At 73.3% G+C, this 20091-nt stretch carries 18 protein-coding genes; 12 read left to right on the top strand and 6 right to left on the bottom strand.

The features are described 5' to 3' along the window. Positions 1-122 precede the first annotated feature (122 nt). Together ACQF4J_RS13470 and ACQF4J_RS13465 are read left to right on the top strand one after the other, a co-directional pair. Positions 123-4223 carry a molybdopterin-dependent oxidoreductase gene (locus ACQF4J_RS13470; RefSeq protein WP_427165695.1) on the top strand — a complete coding sequence of 1367 codons (4101 nt, stop codon included), beginning with the start codon at positions 123-125 and terminating at the stop codon, positions 4221-4223. A 13-nt stretch (positions 4224-4236) separates the two neighbouring features. Beyond that, positions 4237-5187: an XdhC family protein gene (locus tag ACQF4J_RS13465; RefSeq protein ID WP_351570428.1), complete on the top strand. Its 951-nt coding sequence runs from the start codon at positions 4237-4239 to the stop codon at positions 5185-5187. Between the two features lie 58 nt (positions 5188-5245). On the opposite strand, the gene ACQF4J_RS13460 is transcribed toward ACQF4J_RS13465, so the two are convergent. Further along, the gene (locus ACQF4J_RS13460) at positions 5246-5884 is read right to left on the bottom strand and encodes a DUF305 domain-containing protein (protein ID WP_427165694.1); all 639 of its coding nucleotides are present in this window, start codon (positions 5882-5884) and stop codon (positions 5246-5248) included. A 79-nt stretch (positions 5885-5963) separates the two neighbouring features. Further along, a complete protein-coding gene (locus tag ACQF4J_RS13455; RefSeq protein ID WP_351570434.1) occupies positions 5964-6356 on the bottom strand; it encodes a DUF6153 family protein in 393 nt (130 codons plus the stop codon). A gap of 281 nt (positions 6357-6637) precedes the next feature. Here ACQF4J_RS13455 and ACQF4J_RS13450 point away from each other — a divergent pair, with 281 nt between their 5' ends. The 4 genes from ACQF4J_RS13450 (at position 6638) to ACQF4J_RS13435 (ending at position 9446) form a co-directional block, all read left to right on the top strand. Next, positions 6638-7219: a hypothetical protein gene (locus ACQF4J_RS13450; protein WP_427165693.1), complete on the top strand. Its 582-nt coding sequence runs from the start codon at positions 6638-6640 to the stop codon at positions 7217-7219. A gap of 38 nt (positions 7220-7257) precedes the next feature. Then, positions 7258-8001 carry a YcnI family protein gene (locus tag ACQF4J_RS13445; protein WP_427165692.1) on the top strand — a complete coding sequence of 248 codons (744 nt, stop codon included), beginning with the start codon at positions 7258-7260 and terminating at the stop codon, positions 7999-8001. A 117-nt stretch (positions 8002-8118) separates the two neighbouring features. Further along, positions 8119-8790: a hypothetical protein gene (locus ACQF4J_RS13440; protein ID WP_351799343.1), complete on the top strand. Its 672-nt coding sequence runs from the start codon at positions 8119-8121 to the stop codon at positions 8788-8790. 53 nt (positions 8791-8843) lie between these two features. Beyond that, positions 8844-9446, top strand: coding sequence for a sigma-70 family RNA polymerase sigma factor (locus ACQF4J_RS13435; protein WP_351570446.1), 603 nt, complete (start codon positions 8844-8846; stop codon positions 9444-9446). Positions 9447-9597: 151 nt separating this feature from the next. On the opposite strand, the gene ACQF4J_RS13430 is transcribed toward ACQF4J_RS13435, so the two are convergent. Both ACQF4J_RS13430 and ACQF4J_RS13425 read right to left on the bottom strand, forming a co-directional pair. Beyond that, positions 9598-12720: an FAD-binding and (Fe-S)-binding domain-containing protein gene (locus tag ACQF4J_RS13430; RefSeq protein WP_427165691.1), complete on the bottom strand. Its 3123-nt coding sequence runs from the start codon at positions 12718-12720 to the stop codon at positions 9598-9600. 78 nt (positions 12721-12798) lie between these two features. Beyond that, entirely contained in the window at positions 12799-13302 is a 504-nt protein-coding gene (locus tag ACQF4J_RS13425) for a MarR family winged helix-turn-helix transcriptional regulator (protein WP_351570452.1), read from the bottom strand. A gap of 125 nt (positions 13303-13427) precedes the next feature. On the opposite strand from ACQF4J_RS13425, the gene ACQF4J_RS13420 reads away from it, so the two are divergent. Further along, complete coding sequence (locus ACQF4J_RS13420; protein ID WP_351570455.1) at positions 13428-13943, top strand: YceI family protein; 516 nt, start codon at positions 13428-13430, stop codon at positions 13941-13943. Positions 13944-13987: 44 nt separating this feature from the next. Here the strand turns inward: ACQF4J_RS13420 and ACQF4J_RS13415 are convergent, their stop codons facing one another. Continuing rightward, positions 13988-15718, bottom strand: a complete 1731-nt coding sequence (locus ACQF4J_RS13415; protein WP_351570514.1) for a hypothetical protein — start codon at positions 15716-15718, stop codon at positions 13988-13990. Positions 15719-15963: 245 nt separating this feature from the next. Here ACQF4J_RS13415 and ACQF4J_RS13410 point away from each other — a divergent pair, with 245 nt between their 5' ends. From ACQF4J_RS13410 to ACQF4J_RS13395, 4 genes are all read left to right on the top strand, one after another. Further along, on the top strand, positions 15964-16353 hold the full coding sequence (locus ACQF4J_RS13410) for a cell division protein SepF (protein ID WP_058922476.1): 390 nt from the start codon (positions 15964-15966) through the stop codon (positions 16351-16353). Positions 16354-16449: 96 nt separating this feature from the next. After that, positions 16450-17628: an ATP-binding protein gene (locus tag ACQF4J_RS13405; RefSeq protein WP_351799354.1), complete on the top strand. Its 1179-nt coding sequence runs from the start codon at positions 16450-16452 to the stop codon at positions 17626-17628. Further along, entirely contained in the window at positions 17580-17963 is a 384-nt protein-coding gene (locus ACQF4J_RS13400; protein WP_272176340.1) for a nucleotide pyrophosphohydrolase, read from the top strand. The genes ACQF4J_RS13405 and ACQF4J_RS13400 overlap by 49 nt, the downstream gene beginning before the upstream one ends. Before the next feature lie 181 nt (positions 17964-18144). After that, a complete protein-coding gene (locus ACQF4J_RS13395) occupies positions 18145-18615 on the top strand; it encodes a DUF6099 family protein (RefSeq protein ID WP_427165690.1) in 471 nt (156 codons plus the stop codon). 32 nt (positions 18616-18647) lie between these two features. Here ACQF4J_RS13395 and ACQF4J_RS13390 read toward each other — a convergent pair whose 3' ends face one another. Further along, on the bottom strand, positions 18648-18845 hold the full coding sequence (locus tag ACQF4J_RS13390) for a hypothetical protein (RefSeq protein ID WP_351570463.1): 198 nt from the start codon (positions 18843-18845) through the stop codon (positions 18648-18650). A 242-nt stretch (positions 18846-19087) separates the two neighbouring features. Here ACQF4J_RS13390 and ACQF4J_RS13385 point away from each other — a divergent pair, with 242 nt between their 5' ends. Continuing rightward, positions 19088-20011 carry an LLM class F420-dependent oxidoreductase gene (locus ACQF4J_RS13385; protein WP_351570469.1) on the top strand — a complete coding sequence of 308 codons (924 nt, stop codon included), beginning with the start codon at positions 19088-19090 and terminating at the stop codon, positions 20009-20011. Positions 20012-20091: the final 80 nt, after the last annotated feature.

The raw sequence follows: 20091 nt of genomic DNA, 5'->3' as shown, positions 1-20091 counted from the left end.
CACTCCTGTGCGTCCGGTGTAACCCCTGATGACCGGCTCAGGAGACACCCGCGTAATGGGCATTTCGTACGGTCGCGGAAGCTCCACCCGTACGGGACGATCATGAGAGGCAGGGGGTGCCCGTGGCCGCGCCGGACTCGCGGAACGCCGACACGAGGAAGGTGCGGACGGTCTGCTCCTACTGCGGTGTGGGCTGCGGCATCGTCCTCGACGTCGGCCCGGGGCCCGACGGACGCCGTACGGTCCTGAAGGCGTCCGGCGACAGGGAGCACCCGGCGAACTTCGGCCGGCTGTGCACCAAGGGGGCGACCACCGCCGACATGCTCTGTGCTCCCGGGCGCCTGACCACGGCCCTGGTCCGGCCCGAGCGGGGAGCGGAGCCCGAGCCGACGGGCGTCGCCGCGGCGATCACCGAGACCGCCCGGCGGCTGCGCGCCGTCGTCGACGAGCACGGACCCGACGCCCTCGCCTTCTACGTCTCCGGGCAGCTCGGCCTGGAGGCCCAGTACCTGGTGAACAAGCTGGCCAAGGGGTTCGTGCGGACCAACCGGATCGAGTCCAACTCCCGCCTGTGCATGGCCAGTGCGGGGACGGGATACAAGCTGTCGCTCGGGGCCGACGGCCCGCCCGGGTCGTACCAGGACCTCGACCGCGCCGACGTCTTCCTCGTCATCGGCTCCAACATGGCCGACTGCCACCCGATCCTCTTCCTGCGCATGATGGACCGGGTGAAGTCGGCGGGCGCCAGGCTGATCGTCGTCGACCCGCGCCGCACCGCCACCGCCGAGAAGGCCGACCTGTTCCTGCAGATCGCGCCGGGCACCGATCTCGCCCTGCTCAACGGCCTGTTGCACCTGCTGCACGCGAACGGGCACACCGACCCCGACTTCATCGAGCGGCACACCGAGGGCTGGGAGGAGATGCCCGCCTTCCTCGCCGACTACCCGCCCGACGTCGTCGCCGGCATCACCGGCATCCCGGAGGACGACATCCGCGAGGCCGCCCGGCTGATCGGCGAGGCAGGGGAGTGGACCAGTTGCTGGACGATGGGCCTCAACCAGTCCACGCACGGCACCTGGAACACCAACGCCCTGGTCAACCTGCATCTGGCGACCGGGGCCATCTGCCGCCCGGGCAGCGGCCCGTTCTCCCTCACCGGGCAGCCCAACGCCATGGGCGGCCGGGAGATGGGGTACATGGGGCCCGGTCTGCCCGGTCAGCGGTCCGTGCTGGTCGACGAGGACCGGGCGCTCGCCGAGGAGGTGTGGGGGCTGGAGGCGGGCAGTGTCCGCGCCGACGGCGTCGGCAGGGGCACCGTCGAGATGTTCCGGCAGATGGCCGACGGCGAGATCAAGGCCTGCTGGATCATCTGCACCAACCCCGTCGCCTCCGTCGGCAACCGCAGGACGGTCATCGAGGGCCTGGAGGCCGCCGAGTTCGTCGTCACCCAGGACGTGTTCGCCGACACCGAGACCAACGCCTACGCGGACGTCGTACTGCCCGGCGCCCTGTGGACGGAGGCCGAGGGTGTCCTCGTCAACAGCGAACGCAACCTCACCCTCGCCCGGCCCGCCACCGACCCGCCCGGCGAGGCCCTGGCCGACTGGCGGATCATCGCCGCCGTCGCCCGGGAGATGGGCTACGCGGAGGGGTTCTCCTACGACAGCGCCGAGGAGGTCTTCGAGGAGATCAAGCGGTTCCGGAACCCCAAGACCGGGTGGGACCTGCGCGGCGTGACCTACGAGCGGCTGCGCGAGACGCCCGTGCAGTGGCCGGCGGCGAGCGAGGACGGGCCCGACCGCAATCCGATCAGATACGTCGGCGAGGACGGCTCGCCGGTCTTCCCCACCGCGAGCGGCCGCGCCGCCTTCTTCGCCCGGCCGCATCTGCCGGCCGCCGAGATGCCGGACGACGACTACCCGTTCGTCCTCAACACCGGGCGGCTGCAGCACCAGTGGCACACGCTGACCAAGACGGCGAAGGTGGCCAAGCTGAACAGGCTGAACCCCGGGCCCTTCGTGGAACTGCATCCGCAGGACGCCGAGCGCCTACGGGTCGCCGACGGCGACTCGGTGGAGGTCGCCTCGCGGCGCGGCCGGGCCGTGCTGCCGGCCATCGTCACCGACCGCGTACGGCCCGGGAGTTGCTTCGCGCCCTTCCACTGGAACGACCTGTTCGGCGAGTACCTCAGCGTCAACGCCGTCACCGGCGACGCCGTCGATCCGCTCTCCTTCCAGCCGGAGTTGAAGGTGTGCGCGGTGTCCCTGACCAAGGTGGCGACGCCGGTCACGGTACGAACACCGGCCGTGCAGCGCTCGGTTGAACCCGTCGCCTCCGGCTCCGATCCCTTCGGGCTCGAACCCGCGCCGCCTCCCGTGCTCACCGCCCCGGAACGCCAGTACCTCGTGGGGTTCCTCGCCGGCATCCCGGCCGGCACCCCGGGCGTGCCGGTGCTGCCGCCCTCGGCGCCCTTCAGCCCCGAACACGCGCTGTGGGTGAACGGCGTGCTGGCCGGCATGTACTCCCGCGGCGCGACGCCCGCTCCGGTGCCGTCGGCGCCCGGCCGTGAGGTGGTGATCCTCTGGGCCTCGCAGACCGGCAACGCGGAAGACTTCGCGGCCGCCACCGCCGAGCGGCTCAAGACCGACGGGCACGCCGCCTCCCTGCTCGGCATGGACGAGGCCGACCCCGCGATGCTGCCCGCCGGGGCCGACCTGCTGCTGATCACCAGCACCTTCGGCGACGGCGACGCACCGGACAACGGCGCCGGCTTCTGGGAGACCCTGGCCGCGGCCGACACCCCGCGCATGGAGGGGCGGCGCTATGCCGTCCTGGCCTTCGGCGACTCCTCCTACGACGACTTCTGCGGCCACGGCCGCCGCCTGGACCGGCGCCTGGACGAACTGGGGGCGCTGCGGCTCGCCCCGCGCACCGACTGCGAGCCCGACTACGAGGACGCGGCCCACGCCTGGCTCGACCGGATCCTGACCGCCCTGTCCGGGGCACCTGCCCCCGCACCGGCGCCCACCCCGGCGCCCGCCACCGCCGCGGCCTCCACCCTCGCCCCGGCGCCCGCCGTACCCCGACCGGCGCGTGCGAGGGAGCCCGCTCCCGTCGTCGCCCGCCTCACCGGCAACCGTCTCCTCAGCCTGCCCGGGGCCGGCAAGGAGGTCCGCCGGTTCACCTTCGACACCCGCGACAGCGAGATCCCGCTGCTGTACGACGCGGGCGACGCACTGGGCGTCCAGCCGCTCAACTCCCGTGCGCTGGTGGCGGAGTGGCTGACGGTCACCGGCCTGGACGCCGACGCGGCGGTCGAGGTCGGCGGCGTGGGCGAGGTCGCCCTGGGCGAAGCCCTCTCCCGCCACCTCGACATCACCCGGATCACCCCCGCACTGCTCCGCTTCGCCTCCGAACGCGCCCGCGATGCCAGGGAGTTGAGGAAACTCCTGCGTCCCGACAACAAGGGCGAGCTGGCCAAATGGTCCTGGGGCCGGCAGGCCGTCGACGTGATCGCCGAGCACGGGGTGCGGGCCGCCGCGCAGGAGTGGGCCGAGGTGCTGGGACGCCTCCAGCCGCGCCTGTACTCCATAGCGTCCAGCCCGCTGACCGACCCCCACCTGGTCTCCCTCACGGTCTCCGTCGTCCGCTACGAGAACCTGGCCGGCCGCCCCCGCCAGGGCGTCTGCTCGCCCTTCCTGGCCGACGCCGGACCCGGCACCGCGGTCCCGGTCCACGTCCAGCGCTCTGCCCACTTCCGGCCACCCGCCGACCCCGCCACCCCGATGGTCATGGTCGGCCCCGGCACCGGCGTCGCCCCCTTCATGGGCTTCCTGGAACAGCGCCGCGCCCTCGGCCACCGGGGCCCCAACTGGCTGTTCTTCGGCGAGCAGCACCGGGCCACCGACTTCTACTACGAGGAGGAACTCACCGCGTTCCTCGCCGACGGCACCCTCACCCGCCTCGACACCGCCTTCTCCCGCGACCAGCGCGCCAAGGTCTACGTTCAGGACCGCATGCGCGAACACGGGCCGCTGCTGTGGTCGTGGCTGCGGGACGGCGCCCACTTCTACGTCTGCGGCGACGCGTCCCGCATGGCCAAGGACGTCGACCGGGCGCTGCGGGACATCGCCGTGGTGCACGGCGGACTCGACGAGGCGGGCGCGACGGCCTACGTCAAGCAGCTGGCGGCCGACAAGAGGTACGTCCGGGACGTGTACTGACTACGCTGGGTGCATGCGTGACCTGGCGGAGACAGCACGGCGGTGGGCGGCCGAGGGCCGGGCGGCGGTGCTCGCGCGGCCCCTCACCGAGCGCGGGTTCGGAGCACGGCAGCCGGCCGACGCGATGCTGATCGACTCGGACGGGCAGTACACCGGTCGGCTGTACCGGGGCGCCTTCGACCAGCGGCTCGTCGCCGAGGCCCGCGCGGTGCCGCCCGGCCACACCGCCCGCCTCTGCGAGGTGACCGTGCACCAGGAGGGTGTGGCGCAGGCGGGGCTGACCTGCGGGGGAGAGGCAGAGATCCTCCTCCAGCCGCTGGGCGCCGTCCCGCCCCGGTGGTGGCGGCTGCTCGCGGCGGGGGCCGACGTGGCGCTGGTGACCTGGCTGGACGAGGGGCGCACGCACGCCGTGAGCACCGTCGTGACGCCGGAGGAGGCGGTGGACGGGCCGGACGTGCCGCCGCAGGCGGCCGTGCAGGCGCGCTCGCTGCTCGCCCGGCATCGCGCCGGACGCGAGGTGCACGCGGCCGACGCGGGGCTCGTCCTCGTCGAGACCTGTCCGGCCGTCCCGCACCTCGTCGTCGTGGGCGGTGGCGAGCTCGCCGAACTCCTCGCCGCCCAGGCCGGGCTGCTCGGCTGGCAGGCCACCGTGACGGGCGTCGGGCACGACGCCGAGGAACTGCTCGCCGAGCATCCCGCCGCCTGTCTGATCATGCTCAGTCACGAGCCCGACGTGGACGTGCCCACCCTGCGCACCGCCCTGACCACGGGTGTCCCGTACGTCGGCGCCCTCGGTTCCCGCCACACCCAGGCCCGCCGCGCCGCCGCCCTGCTCCGCACGGGCCTGACCGAGGCCGATCTGACCCGGGTGCACGGCCCCATCGGCCTGGACATCGGCGCCCGCACCCCGGCGGAGACGGCACTGGCGATCTGCGCCGAGGTACTGGCGGCGCTCGGCGGTTGACCGCGGGCACGAGGGGCGCGGTGGAGGGGCCGGCGGGTGCCGGCCCCTCCGGGGTGCGTCAGCCCTTGCCGAGGAGCTTGTTCATCTCCGTGATCTCGGCGGTCTGCCCGTCGATGATGTCGCCGGCCATGGAGGTGGCGGGGCCGTAGGAGCCCTTGGCCTGCTCCGTCCGCGCCATCGCCACGGCACCCTTGTGGTGCTCGATCATCATGGTCAGGAACATGGAGTCGAAGTCCTTGCCGGACATCTTCTTCAGCCCCGCCATGTCCTTGGCGTCCATCATCCCGGGCATCGCCGAGTGGCCCATCCCGGGCATCGCCGACGGCATGCCCATGCCCATGCCCCAGCCCTTCAGCCAGCCGTTCATGGTGCGGATCTCCGGGTCCTGCGCCTTCTCGATGCGCGCGGCGAGGTCCTTGACCTGCGGCGAGGAGGCCCGGCCGGCCGCGAGGCGGGCCATCTCCAGGGCCTGCTGGTGGTGGGGGATCATGCCCTGCGCGAAGGCCATGTCCTGGTCGTTGTGAGCGGCGCCCGACGAGGCCGAGGCGGAGGCGGAGCCGGGCCGGCTTCCGCTCTGGCTGTCGCTGTCGCTGTCGCTGCCGCTGTCGTTGCCGCAGCCGGCCAGGACGAGGGCCGCGGTGACGGCCGTGGCCATCATGGCGGTACGGCGGACCAGGGACGTACGGGTGTTGCGCATGCTGGAACTCCTGCTGTGCGAAGTGATTGCGGACGTGCCGGAGCGCACCGCGGCGCCGGTTCGCGGTGCGGGGCGGTGTCTAGATCCGCAGCAGCTGGAGTTCCGCCAGGGTTGGCGGGGCGCGTGCGCCGTCCGGTGCCGTCCCCGCGTACGGGCAGACGGTGTCGGCGGGCCCGGGGACGGCCATCGGGTCCGGCACGAGCGCCGGGAGCGTGGGTCCGCCGCTCACCGCGGCCGACGCACAGGTCTGGTCGGCGTGCCGGGCATGGCCGCCGCCGCAGTCGTCGCCCGCGCAGCCGTCGTGCGAGACGGCCGTCACCGTCATGTGCCGAGCGGCGGAGTGCGCCTCGACGGCGCCGCCGGGGGCCAGGCCGTGCATGCCGAACAGCCCGGCCAGCAGCGCGAGCACCACAAACGCCCGCCACCGCACGGAGGGCGGTGGCGTGTGGCGTTGCTGTGCGCGGGCTGTCACGGCGCTCATGTTACGCAGACCGCAGGGGCCGCGCGGACACCCACCCGTGATCGGCCGAAACGGCACCGCGGGATGAACGCACCGGTGCTCCTGGCCGTATTCCTACGACGGACAGCAGACCGACCCCTTCGGAACTCCCCTTGCCCATCAGGCCGTTCGACCGAGCCGACCGCCGCGGCGGTCCTCGCACAGGCCGCCCGCCTGTGGATTTCGGACGCGTACCTGTGGGCTCGGGGATCCGCCCGGCGGGCCCGGCGCGCCGCGTGGCAGGATCGGGCGCCATGACGGCCTCTGTTCCGGTCCGCGGGCTGCGCGCGGCGGTGTTCGCCGCGCTGTGCGTGCTGCTCGCCGCCGGAGGGCACGCGCTGGCGACCGGGACGACGCCGCCCGTGTGGGTGCAGGCCGCCGGATTCGCGCCGGTCTTCGCCGCCGGGTGCCTGCTGGGCGGCCGGGAGCGGTCCCTGGGCGCCGTCGGCGCGGGGACGCTCGCCGCACAGGGCGGGCTGCACCTCGCCTTCGAGGCCGTCGCGCCGCACTCGACGATGGTCATGCACGGCGTGCGCATGTCCCACGCGCACGCCGTGACACCGCACGCCGGTGCCGCGCACGTCGTCGCCGCCCTGGTGCTGACCTGGTGGCTCGGCCGCGGCGAGGCCGCCGTGTGGTCGCTGCTGCGCCGGACCGCCGCGCTGGTGCCGGGCCTGCGGGCCTGGTGGCGGGTGCGCGGCGGGTCCGGTTTCGTGCCGGACGCGCGGGACGCCGTACGGCCGTACCCGTGTGATCCGCGGCCGCCGCTGCGGATGCCGCTGCGGCACGCGGTGCAGCGGCGCGGGCCGCCACCGGGGACTCCGTACCCGATCTGACCCCAAACCGCCTTTCCAGTACGGAGAGTCACCCATCCATGTCCTCAGTACGCGCCACCCTGCTCCGCGCCGGAGTCGTCACCGCCCTGGCCGCCACCGGGCTGCTCGCCGCGGCGGGCATCGCCTCCGCGCACGTCACGGTCCACCCCGAGAGCTACGCCAAGGGCGCCACGGACGGCGTCCTGACCTTCCGCGTCCCCAACGAGGAGGACGGCGCCGGCACCACCAAGGTGCAGGTCTTCCTGCCCACCGACCACCCGCTGCTCGGCGTGCTCGTCTCCCCGCAGGACGGTTGGACCGCCAAGGTCACGAACGTCAAGCTCGAGAAGCCGGTCAAGACCGACGACGGCACCATCACCGACGCCGTCTCCGAGATCACCTGGACCGGCGGCAGGATCGACCCCGGCCACTACGCGGACTTCAATGTCGCCTTCGGTCAACTGCCCGACGACACGGACCAGTTGGTCTTCAAGACGCTGCAGACCTACTCCGACGGCAAGACCGCCCGCTGGATCGAGCAGCCCGCTCAGGGCGACGAGGAGCCGGAGAGCCCGGCGCCGGTGCTGAAGCTGACCGCCAAGGGCACCGACGTGGGTGCCAGTGGTACGACCCCGCTGCCGCAGAGCTCGAAGAGCTCCACGAGCACCGGGTCCACGGCGTCCGCCAGTGACTCGACAGCACGCGGACTCGGAGTCGCCGGACTCGTCGTCGGCGTGCTGGGGCTGGCGGCGGCGGGCTTCGCGCTCGCACGCGGCCGTAGCGGCGGGGCCCGTCCCGAGTAGCGAAGGCGTCGCCTCGTACTCGTGGCCCGGATCACAGGCTGTGAGTCGAGCGCGGTGCCTGTCGGTTGTCCGTACATTCCGCCGACGGCCGGATTCCCGGTGCGAGGATGAGGCGCCATGACAGCAGGGTGGTGTTCACGCACGCTACGGGCCGCGGTGTTCGCGGCCGTCTGCGTGCTGCTCGCCGCCCTGGGGCACGAGCTCATGTCCGGCGACCGGGTGCCCGGGTGGGCCCTGGCCGCCGGCGCGGCCGCGACCGGCGCCGCCGGCTGGTGCCTGGCGGGCCGGGAACGCGGCCCCGCGCTGATCGTGCCCGTCGTGGTCGGCGCCCAGGCGGCGCTGCACTCGGCGTTCGCGTACGCGCGGTCGGCGACGGCGGGGACCGGCGGCCGCGCGACGGACTCCATGGCCGCGATGGACATGAGCGGCGGGAACTCCGCGTCCTCCATGGGCGCGATGGACATGCCCGGCCAGGAGTCCATGGGCGGGATGCACATGGACCACGCGGCCGGCGGCTCCCCGTCCCTCGGCATGCTCGCCGCGCACCTGCTGGCCGCCCTGCTGTGCGGTCTGTGGCTGGCGCACGGCGAGCGGGCCGCCTTCCGCATCCTGCGCGCCGTCGCCGCCCGGCTGGCGGCGCCGCTGCGACTGCTGCTCGCCCCGCCGCCGGCCCCGCGCCACCCCCGGCCGCGCTTCGGCCGCCCGCGCTCCGACCGCGCACCGCGCCTGCTTCTCCTCGTCCACGCGATCACCTCTCGGGGGCCGCCGGTGGGGACCGCTGTCGCCTGACGACAGCCGGAACCTCCCACCCGACCCACCCGCTCACCCGAGAAGGACATCGGATGATCCCCCCTGCCCTGACCGCGGCATGCCCGAAAACCGACGGCACAGGCGGCGATTCGGCCGCGCTCGACGAGACGACGACGGCCTGGGCGCTGGCCGCGCGAGCCGGTGACCCGGACGCCGTGGAGCACTTCGTCCGCGCGCTGCACCGCGACGTCCTGCGCTACGTCGCCCATCTGTGCGCCGACCCGCAGGCCGTCGACGACCTGGCCCAGGAGACCTTCCTGCGCGCCCTCGGCAGCCTGCACCGCTTCGAGGGCCGCTGCTCGGCCCGCGCCTGGCTGCTGTCCATCGCCCGCCGCGCGGTGGTCGACGGCTACCGCCGCGCCTCGGCCAGGCCCCGCCTCGCCGACCGCCCGGACTGGCAGCTGGCGGCCGAACACGCTCAGCCCAGAGGCCTTCCCGGCTTCGACGACGGCATCGCGCTGCTGGACCTGCTCGCCGCGCTGCCGGACGAACGCCGCCAGGCCTTCGTCCTCACCCAGCTCCTCGGGCTGCCGTACGCGGAGGCGGCGGCCCTGAGCGGCTGCCCGGAGGGCACGGTCCGCTCCCGCGTGGCGAGAGCCCGAGCCACCCTGGCCGGGGAGCTGGAGCTCGCCTAGCGCCTGTCGTCCGGGTCGGGGTCGGCCACGGGGGACGGCGCCCGGCGGTCGAGCGGAGCGGGGGCATGGGGGTGCCCCCGCCGGTGGAGCGCGTGCCAGGGCCCGTGAGGCGGGCTGATCCCAACTACGGGCCCTGCCCCCGGGGGTCGCGTCACCGGCGCAGGCCGCGTGCCAGCCCCACGGCGACGCCCGCGATGCCCGCGCCGACCCCGCCGAGGGCCAGGGCCCTGCCCAGGCGCCCCGGTGGGGCGGGGCGGGCGTCGGGGCCGACGCCGTACGCGCTGCCGTACCGCCCGCCGGGCAGTGCCGAGGCGAGCAGTTCCGCCACGTGCACCGCCTCGCGGCCGCCGCTGTCGAACTCGTGCACCTGGGTGCGGCAGCTGAACCCGTCCGCGAGCACCACGGTCGACGCGTCCTCCTCCCGCAGCCGCGGCAGCAGCACCCGCTCGGCACACGCCTCGCTGACCTCCAAGTGCCCTCGTTCGAAACCGAAGTTGCCGGCCAGCCCGCAGCACCCGGACTCCAGGCGTTCGACGTCCACGCCGGCCCGCCGCAGCAACTCCTGGTCGGAGTCCCAGCCGAGCACCGCGTGCTGATGGCAGTGCACCTGGGCCACGGCCCGCGCCGACCTCTCCGGCACCTGGGGCGGCTCGTAGCCGGGGCTGTGGTCGACGAGCAGTTCAGCGAGCGTCACCGTCCGCTCGCTCAGCCTGCGCACGTCCCGGTCGCCGGGGAACAGCTCGCCCATGTCCGACCGGAAGACGGTGGTGCAGCTCGGCTCCATCCCGACCACGAGCCCGCCGGCCCGCACATGCCCGGCGAGCGCCCGCACGGTCCGCTTCAACACCCGCTCGGCGACGCCCAGTTGACCGGTGGAGATCCATGTCAGGCCACAGCACAGCGGTTCCTGCGGCAGCACCACCCGCCACCCCGCCCGCTCCATCAGCTCCACCGAGGCCTGGCCGATGTGCGGGTGGAAGAAGTTGGTGAAGGTGTCCGGCCACAGCAGCACACTCCCGCGCGCCCCGTCGCCGTAGGTCTCCCGCCGTCCCGCGAACCACTGCTGCAGGGTCCGCCGCGCGAACAGCGGCACCTCCCGGTCCTCGACCCCGGCGAGGGTCACCGCGGCCCTGGACAGTCCCGGTGTGTGGGTGAGCGCGTTGACGGCCGGCCCGAGCCGGGCGCGGCCGACGGCCTGGGCCACGGCCGGCAGCCAGCCCATCGACCAGTCGGAGCGCGGCCTGCGCCAGGGCCGCCCCTCGTAGTGGTGGGAGAGGAACTCGGCCTTGTAGGTGGCCATGTCGACGTCGGCCGGACAGTCGTGCTTGCAGCCCTTGCAGGCCAGGCAGAGATCGAGCGCGTCCCTTACCGCCTCCGACCGCCAGCCGTCCCGGATCGGGCCGTCCCCGTGCCCGTCGAGCATCTCGAACAGCAGCCGGGCCCGGCCCCGCGTCGAGTGCTCCTCCTCCCGGGTGACCTGGTAGGAGGGGCACATCACCGAGCCGCCCGAGTTGGTCAGCTGCCGGCACTTGCCCACGCCCACGCACCGGTTGGCGGCCTCGGCGAACGTCCCGCCGTCGTCGGGGAAGCGGAAGTGCAGGTCGCGTTCGATGTACGGGGCCCAGTCGCCGCCGAGGCGGAGGTTCTCGTCGAGCCGGTAGGGGGCCACCACCTTGCCGGGGTTCATCCGGTTCAGCGGGTCGAAGACGGCCTTGAGCCGCCCGAACGCCTCGACCAGGTCGTCCCCGAACATCCGGCCCAGCAGCTCGCCCCGGCTCTGTCCGTCCCCGTGCTCCCCGGAGAAGGACCCGCCGAACTCGACGACCAGGTCCGCCGCCCGCTCCATGAACCGCCGGTAGGTGGCCACGCCGTCCGCTGTGTACAGGTCGAAGGGGATACGGGTGTGCACGCAGCCCTGTCCGAAGTGACCGTAGAGACTGGGGCCGGTGTCGCTGAGGTAGCCGAACTCGTCGTACAGGCGCCGCAGTCGGCGCAGATAGTCGCCGAGCCGGTCCGGCGGCACCGCCGAGTCCTCCCAGCCCTCGAACGTGTCCGGCTTCCCCGGGACGTGCGCGGTGGCGCCGAGTCCGGCCTCCCGGACCTGCCACAACTCGTCCTCGTGGGTGGGGTCGTCCAGGAAGGCGACATCGGCGTCGTGCTCGGACTCGTGCAGTCCTTCCAGCATCCGCTGCGCCGCCCCGTCGGCCTCCTCGGCCGTGTCCCCGCCGAACTGCACCATCAAGAAGGCGTTGCCCTGGGGCAGTTCGGCGCGGGCCTTCGGGTTGAGGCCCTTGATCCGCTCGTCCTTCAGCAGCAGTGCGTCGACACCCTCCAGCGCGATCGGCTCGTACGGCAGGATCGTCGGTACGGCGTCGGCGGCCACGGAGATCTCCGGGAACCCGAGGACCACCAGCGTCCGTTCCCTCACCACCGGCACCAGCTCCAGCTCCGCCCGCAGGACGGTGACCAGCGTCGACTCGCTGCCGACGAGGAGTCCGGCGACGTCGAAGCCGTACTCGGGCAGCAGCGAGTCCAGGTTGTAGCCGGAGACCCGGCGCGGGATGTCCGGGTAGCGGCGGCGCACCTCGTCGCCGTAGCGGTCCCGCAGCGCGCGCAACCGCCGGTAGACGGAGGCCCGCAGATCCCCCTGCCGCTCGATCTCGGCGTACTCCTCGTCGCTCGTCTCCCCGCACCAGAAGCGGGTGCCGTCGTAGAGCAGCACCTCCAGGCGGGCGATGTTGTCGACGACCTTGCCGTGCGCCTGCGCGGTGGCGCCGCAGGAGTTGTTGCCGATCATGCCGCCGATGCAGCAGTTGGCGTGGGTCGCGGGCTCGGGGCCGAACCGCAGCCCGTGCGGGGCGAGTTGCCGGTTGAGGTCGTCCAGGACGATGCCGGGCTGGACGACGCAGGTGCGGGCCTCCGGGTCCACGGACTCCAGCCGGTTGCAGTACTTGGACCAGTCGATCACCACGGCCGTGTTGGTGCACTGCCCGGCCAGACTGGTTCCGCCGCCCCGCGACAGCACCGGCGCGTCGTGCTCGCGCGCCACGGCCACCGCCTCGGCGGCGGCCTCGGACGTACGGGGCACGACCACGCCGATCGGGGTCTGCCGGAAGTTCGAGGCATCGGTGGCGTACGCGGCCCGGCTCCCGGCGTCGAAGCGCACCTCGCCGTCGACCCGGTCGCGCAGTGCGGCCTCGAGCCTGGAGGAGTCGACGGGGGGCGCCGCGCCCTCGCGAAGCACGACGGGTTCCGGCAGGTCCAGCGCGCCCATGGAGCCCTCCTCCGGTCACGGACACGGCACAACGGCACGGGACCGCCGGGTACCCCGGCCACGAAGGGCCATCCGGCCCTATGCCTCCTCGGCCTCGCCGGCGAGTTCCGGCATCAGGCCGCGCATGGCCTCGCGCTGATCGGGGCCCATCACATGGTTCAGGGCCCGGGTGACCGTCGTGGCGAGTGCATCGGAGGCCTCTCCCAGCAGCCCGCGGGCCTTGTCGGTGAGGGCGACCTCGATGCCCCGCTTGTCGCCGCAGACCGACTTGCGGGTGACGAGTCCGGCGTGCTGGAGACAGGCGATCTGGTAGGTGAGCCGGGTCTTGGGGCGGCCGAGGAGCTCCGCGACGCGCGTCATGCGCAGACCCGCCCGGGGCTGTTCGGCGAGCAGGCACAGGATCAGGAACTCGTCGTGGGAGACGTCCAGCCGGTCCTTGACGACCGATCGCAGCTCCTGCTCCACCGCGCCCATGGCCGCGAGCATCACCATCCAGGCCCGCAGCTCCTTGGGCAGCAGTCCGCCGCCCCGCATGGAGGGACATTCGGGCAGCTCGGTGCGGTGCTCGTCGGGATCGGCCATGCGTCGAGTCTACCCATTGTCCATTTTTGGACGAGGCGGTTGTCCAGATTTGGATAATGGGCTAGCGTGCCAGTCATCCAAATTTGAACCACCCCTTCGCCCGCCCCCGCTCACAGGAGAAGACCATGACCGTCGCCGTCGAAACCGGTGTCTGGCAGCTCGACGCCGCCGCCACCACCGTCGCCCTGCGCCACAAGACGATGTGGGGCCTGGTCACCGTGAAAGGCACCTTCGGTGTCGTCGGCGGCCGGGGCGAGGTGAGCGCCGACGGGTCCGCCACCGGAACGATCACGCTCGACGCCGCCTCCCTCGACACCCAGCACAAGAAGCGCGACGAACACCTGCGCTCGGCCGACTTCTTCGACGTGACGAACCACCCCGAGATCACCTTCGCCGTCCGCGACGCCGCGGTGCGGTCCGGCGACACCGTCGAGGTCTCCGGTCAGCTGACCGTGCGCGGCATCAGCCGCCCGCAGTCCGTCACCGCCCGCCTGGTGGACGCCGGCGCCGGCGCGCTGACCCTGGAGACGGAGTTCACCGTGGACCGCGCCGAGTTCGGCCTCGGCTGGAACCAGATGGGGATGATGCGCGGCCCGGCGACGGTCACCGCCACGCTCCGCTTCGTGCGCTCGGCCGCCTGACGCCGCCTGACGCCGCTCAGCGGGACCGGCCGGACCGCCCGGCCTCAGCGGGACCGGCCGGGCCGCCCGGCCCCGCCGCCGTGGGGGCCGTCCACGCGCAGACGTACGTCACTGCTGGACAGCGTCTGCGGGTCGGCGGTGAACACCCGCAGCCGGAGCCTGGCATGCGGCCCCGGCAGGGCGAACCCGCCGTGGGCCGGCCGGATCACATAGTCGGCCGTGGTGTGCGGGGGCAGGCTGGCCGGTCCCCGCAGAGTCGTCCAGTACTGCCGCAGCCCCTGTCCCACGGTGAGCATGAAGTGCGGTTCGAGTGCGCTGTCGTCCGTGTTGGTGACCCGCAGCGTCAGCCGGGTGAGGACGTTCGCGTCCTTGGCCGTCCGGCGCACGGCGGCGATCTCCGTCCTGAGCGGCGGCTTCCCCGTGACCGCCACGACGGCGCTCACCAGCGCCGGGACGACCAGCAGTACGGCCGTCGCGACCAGCGCCGGGCGCCGATGGCGGCCGGTCAGCATCCGCGGGCGCGGCTGCCACGCCCGCACGAACTCGGTCGGGGGCGCGGTGACGGCGGCCGCCAGCCACAGCGGGGTCATCATGAGGTAGTAGCCGTCCTGGGAGCGGGTCGCCAGGTAGAAGGCGCACCAGGGCAGCACGGTCGCCGCCGGTCCCAGCCGGCGCATGAACAGGATCAGCAGGGCCAGCAGGGCCACGGCCAGCAGCATGCTCGCGTGCCCGTACCAGTCGAGCCGGTCGCTGCCGTGCGTGTAGTACAGGGACACGCCGACCAGGCCCTGCCCGTGCAGCGTCGCCCCCTGGATCAGTGGCAGCGCGATACCGGTGGCCCAGGTGCCCGGCTCGCTGACCATGAAGTACGTGTTGATCAGCAGCCACACGGTCGCGGCGACACCCAAGATCCGCGCCACCACCAGCGCCGCGGCCCGTCCGCCGAGCTCGCCCCGGCGCAGCGCGTAGATCCCGGCCAGCAGGAACGGCGTCAGGAACCAGGGCAGCTGCTGCGCCGCGCACGCCGCGCCCAGACACGCGGCCCGGGCGACGCCGGACGCCCCCAGGCGCCCGCCCAGCCCGATCCGCGGCCAGCGCACCACCACCGGGATCAGCAGGGCCAGCGCGGTGATCGCCGGGTAGCCCTCACGGGCGTACGTGGGCAGGAAGCCGAAGCCGAGGCAGGCCATGGTGGCCGCCGACCGCCACTGCCAGGGCAGCATCCGCCACAGCACGACCGTGCCGACGATCAGCGCGCCCGTGCTCACCGCCGTCGCCGGGGCGCCCCCGTGGCCGATCCACAGCAGGGGCGCGGTGAGCAGCGGGGCGAGCGGGGGGTAGCCGTAGGTGAAGTCGTAGCCGCCGTTGAACGTCGTGGTCAGCGCGATGCCCTTGGTGAACAGCCACGGCCACGGCTGTCCGTAGACAGGGTGGCCGGCGGCCAGTTCCCTGGCGGCCTGGGTGGTCAGCACCGCCTCGTCGGAGCCGCCGTGGTTCATCGCCCAGGCGCACAGCGCGAGCGCCACGGCGGTCACCAGCACGACGGCGTCGAGCCGTCGGAGCGAACTCGCCCGGCGCACGACGAGCGTCAGCACGCCGCTCACCAGGATCGCGGCGTAACACACCGATATGGCCGCGGCGACGGCCGGGCGGTGGCTCTCCGCCTGCGTCCAGATCGCGCGGGTGCCGATGAAGAGGCTGATGTCGGCGAGCAACGTCAGGACGCGGTGCCACTGCGCGGGTTGTTCCGGGAGGGCGGACACCGCCGACTGCATCCGCCGACCGGGTGTCACCTGCTTCATTTCTGCCAAGTGCACGTCATCGGACGCTAGACCCGCCCGGTGAGCGGGGTGTGGCCGGAGGTGAAGAGTCCGGTGTGAGCCCGGTAAGACCTGGAATGTGTGGCTGCTTGCGTCGCGTGGGGCAGTCGCGGACCGTGTCGCTGTTGGGCCGAACGGGTGACTTGGCGTAAGAATTGGGTGGTGCAGGAAATGAAGGCGAGTCAGTTCGGGGGGAACCGGTGAACAGGTACGACGTCACCGATGAGCAGTGGGAGGGGCTCGCCCAGGTCGTGCCGTTGCGGGGCCGGGACGCCTGGCCGTCCGCGGTGGACCATCGCTCGCACCCGGAAGCGGTGACCGAGCCGCGCCGCCGCTTCGTCGTCCTGCGGGTCAACGTCTTCGGCGACGCCCGCGAGGTCGCCGAGACCCTGATGGCAGGCGTGCCGGTCCTCCTCGACCTCAGCGGCGCGGAGACGGAGGTCGCCAAGCGCGTCCTCGACTTCAGCACCGGAGTCGTCTTCGGCCTGGCGAGCGGGATGCACCGCGTCGACCGCAACGTCTTCCTCCTCACCCCGGCCGGCACGGAGGTCACGGGCCTGATGGAAAGCGCGGGAGTCTCCGGCGGCTGACCCAGAGGTCGTCAGGGGCAGTGCTCTGTCGTCCGTTCGTGGGAAGGGCGCGGAGGTGGAACGGTTCCGCGGATTGTGGGGCCGTACGGTCCGGCCATGAGCGTGTCATCTGTGTCACCGGAGCCCGGCGCCCCTGTGCCGTCGCTGTCCGACCGGCCCGTGGTGGCCCGCCCCTGCCTCACCGAACTGCGGCTGTCCGCCTTCGCCGGCCACCGCGGCGCGCGGTTCCCGATCGGGCCCCTCACCCTCTTCGCCGGGCCCAGCGGCTGCGGGAAGACCACCGCCTTACGGGCCTACGAGGCGCTCGCCCGGCTCGGCGGCGGAGCCCCGGTCGCCGAGGTGTTCCCCGACCCGGGCGCCTGCGTGCCCGACCGGGCCCGCCCCGACGCCCAGCACCGCCGCGGCTTCCGCATCGGCTGCACGGCCGACGGCCCCGAGGGGCCGGTCCGGCTCGACGTCGCCGTACAGGCCGAGCCCGAACTGCGCGTCGTGGGGGAGCGCCTGACCTCCGGCGGCCTGATCCTGCTGGAGACCGCCCTGCGCGACCCCGCCCGCCGTGTCGTCCAGGCCGCCTGGCACACGGCCGGCGCGACCCCGGTCACCCGCGCCCCGCTGCCCGACGACCGGCTCGGCACGGCGCTGCTGCCGCTGCGCGTGGCCGGCAAGACCGACGGACAGCGCCAGGTGCTCGCCGCCGCCGAACAGATGGTCGTCGCCCTGCGCTCCGTCTTCGCCTGCGACCCCCGCCCCGGCCGCATGCGCCGGCCGGTGCCGACGGCCTCCGGCCGGCTCCTGCCCGGCTGCGACAACCTCGCCGACGTCCTGTGGCGCACCCGCGCCGAGTGCGGGCGCCGGCACGCGCAGCTCGTCGCCGCGGTGCGCGCCGGATGCGCCGGGACGGTGACCGACGTACTCGCCGAACCGCTCGCCGACGGCACGGTCCGTGGCCTGCTCGACCGGGGCGACGGCTTCCGGACGGCGTTCGAGCGTCTGGGCGACGGCGAACTGCGCTACGTCGCCCTCGCCCTGGTCCTGCTGACCGGGCCGGGCGTGCTGGAGGTGGACACGGCCGGCGAGGTGCCCGCCGCGATGCAGACGCTCACCGTCCTCGCCGACGCCTTCGACCGGTCGCTGGACCTGGGCCAGCGCCGCGAACTGCTGCGGCTGGCCGCGCGCATGGGGCAGCGGGGCCACATCCGCGTGGTCGCCGGGGTCGCCGACGCGTCATGGACCGCCGGGGCCGACGGGGTCACGGTGGTACACCTGGAGCCGTGAACGATCCTTCGCGCGAACCCCTCGACGTGGCGAAACTGCAGCGCAGGCTCGCCGACTTCGCCGCCGCCCGCAACTGGCAGCCGTACCACACCCCCAAGAACCTGGTGGCCGCCCTCAGCGTGGAGGCCTCCGAACTGGTCGAGATCTTCCAGTGGCTGACGCCGGAGGAGTCGGCCCGGGTGATGGACGACCCCGGTACCGCGCACCGGGTGACCGACGAAGTCGCCGACGTCCTCGCCTACTTGCTCCAGCTCTGCCACGTCCTGGACATCGACCCCCTCGCGGCCCTCGACGCCAAGATCGACCGGAACGAGCGGCGGTTCCCGGCGCCGTAAGGAGCCGTTCGATCCGCTTTCACTCTCCGCAGTCAAAATCCGGTCCGAAATCGATTTGTTGTCCACAGATTTCCGCCCACCTCTGGCTTTTCGTCCCGCAGCCCCTCACTCTGGGTAGTGGACAACGGAGTTCGGGCGGATGGACGCGTGGGCAGCGCGTCAAGACGGACGGGGGCAGCGTATGGACGCTGTTCGGCTCATCGTGACCAGCAGGCGCGCCCTGGCGATGGGCGGCGGTGCGCCGGAGATCCTGAGGGAGGTGTGGCAGGCGCAGGCCCTGGCCCAGGCGATAGGCAGCCGCCTCGCGGTGGCAGGCCCGCCCGAACTGCGCGGCGAGGCACTGGGGTTGACGGAGCTGGCGGGCCGCGGCTGTGGCGTCCTGGACACCCCGCGGCTCGCCGCCGGAGACCTGCGCGCGGCCCAGCTGACCGAACTGGGCGACGCCCGCCAGGCCCTCCTCTGCCTCGGCGGCCTCCTCGGCGAGGTCGGCATCGCCCTGGTGGGCCTCGCCTGCGCCGCGGACGACGAGGCCACGTACTGGCAGTGCATGGAGGCCATCGACGCGGCCGACGAGTCCCGGGACCGGGTGCGGGACATGCTGCGCAAACTGGCGGAGGGGGAGCAGCGGCTGTCCGAGAGGGAGGCGGGCTAGGGCCCCTTCGACGGATCTCCGGCAGAAGGACTTCAGCAGGCGGACCCCGGCCCTCCGGGACGGACCTGGACCTCGGCGTCGGCGGTGCCGCGGCCCGCCGACCAGGGGCCGGCGTCCAGGGCGGACAGATTCGCGTTCAGGGCCGCCATCAGCTCCTCCATCTGCTGCAGCAGGCCCGTCGGCCGGCCGGTGCTCCCGCCCTGCGGCGGCACCGTTGACTCTTCGGACATCGACGGCCTCCTCGGCCCCCGGCCCCGGAACGACAGAGGCCGACACGGGTGACGCCCCGGCGAGGACCGACCGGTGCGGGCGCCGGCGGTCCGGCTCCGCACGAGCAACGATCACTTTCGGACCCGGTCACTGGCGCGGGCACCCCCGCGCCCCGCGTTGACGCGATTTCACCCGACCGGGGACGGGAGTGACGGCGGGTACCGGTGCGGTTGACCGGCACGGAGGTGTGCAGGATGGAGGTATGGACCTGCGCATCTTCACCGAGCCCCAGCAAGGGGCCACCTACGACACCCTGCTCACCGTGGCGAAGGCCACCGAGGACCTCGGATTCGACGCGTTCTTCCGCTCCGACCACTATCTGAAGATGGGCGACGTGGACGGCCGGCCCGGCCCCACCGACGCCTGGATCACCCTCGCCGGACTGGCCCGCGAGACCAGCCGCATCCGGCTGGGCACCCTGATGACCGCCGGCACCTTCCGCCTCCCCGGCGTCCTCGCCATCCAGGTCGCGCAGGTGGACCAGATGTCCGGCGGCCGCGTCGAACTCGGCATCGGCGCCGGCTGGTTCGAGGAGGAGCACAAGGCGTACGGCATCCCGTTCCCCAAGGAGAAGTTCGCCCGCCTGGAGGAGCAGCTCGCCGTCGTCACCGGCCTGTGGCAGACGAAGCTCGGCGACACCTTCGACTTCCACGGCACCTACTACGACCTCACCGACTCGCCCGCCCTGCCCAAGCCCGCCCAGGAGAAGATCCCCGTCCTGATCGGCGGCCACGGCCCCACCCGCACCCCGCGCCTCGCCGCCCGGTACGCCGACGAGTTCAACATGCCGTTCGCCTCGATCGAGGACAGCGAGCGCCAGTTCGCCCGCGTCCGCGCCGCCGCCGAGGAAGCGGGCCGCAAGGGCGACGACCTCGTCTACTCCAACGCCCTCGTCGTCTGCGTCGGCAAGGACGACCAGGAGGTCGCCCGCCGGGCCGCCGCCATCGGCCGCGAGGTCGACGAGCTCAAGGCCAACGGCCTGGCCGGCACCCCGGCCGAGGTCGTCGACAGGATCGGCCGCTACGCCGCCGTCGGCTCCCGGCGCATGTACCTCCAGGTCCTCGACCTCGACGACCTCGACCACCTGGAGCTGATCTCCGCCCAGGTCCAGTCGCAGCTGTCGTGACCTGAGGAAATAAACCGGGGCGCCGGCCGGGCGCCGTGTGCGAAGGTGGGAGCGTCGTCCTGCCGAGCCCCCAGGATCAC

Origin of the sequence: Streptomyces sp. C1-1 (assembly GCF_050214755.1) — a bacterium.
Classification (GTDB): domain Bacteria; phylum Actinomycetota; class Actinomycetes; order Streptomycetales; family Streptomycetaceae; genus Streptomyces.
The sequence above is the reverse complement of the archived record's forward strand: the minus strand, read 5'-3'. Positions and strand labels throughout refer to the sequence as shown.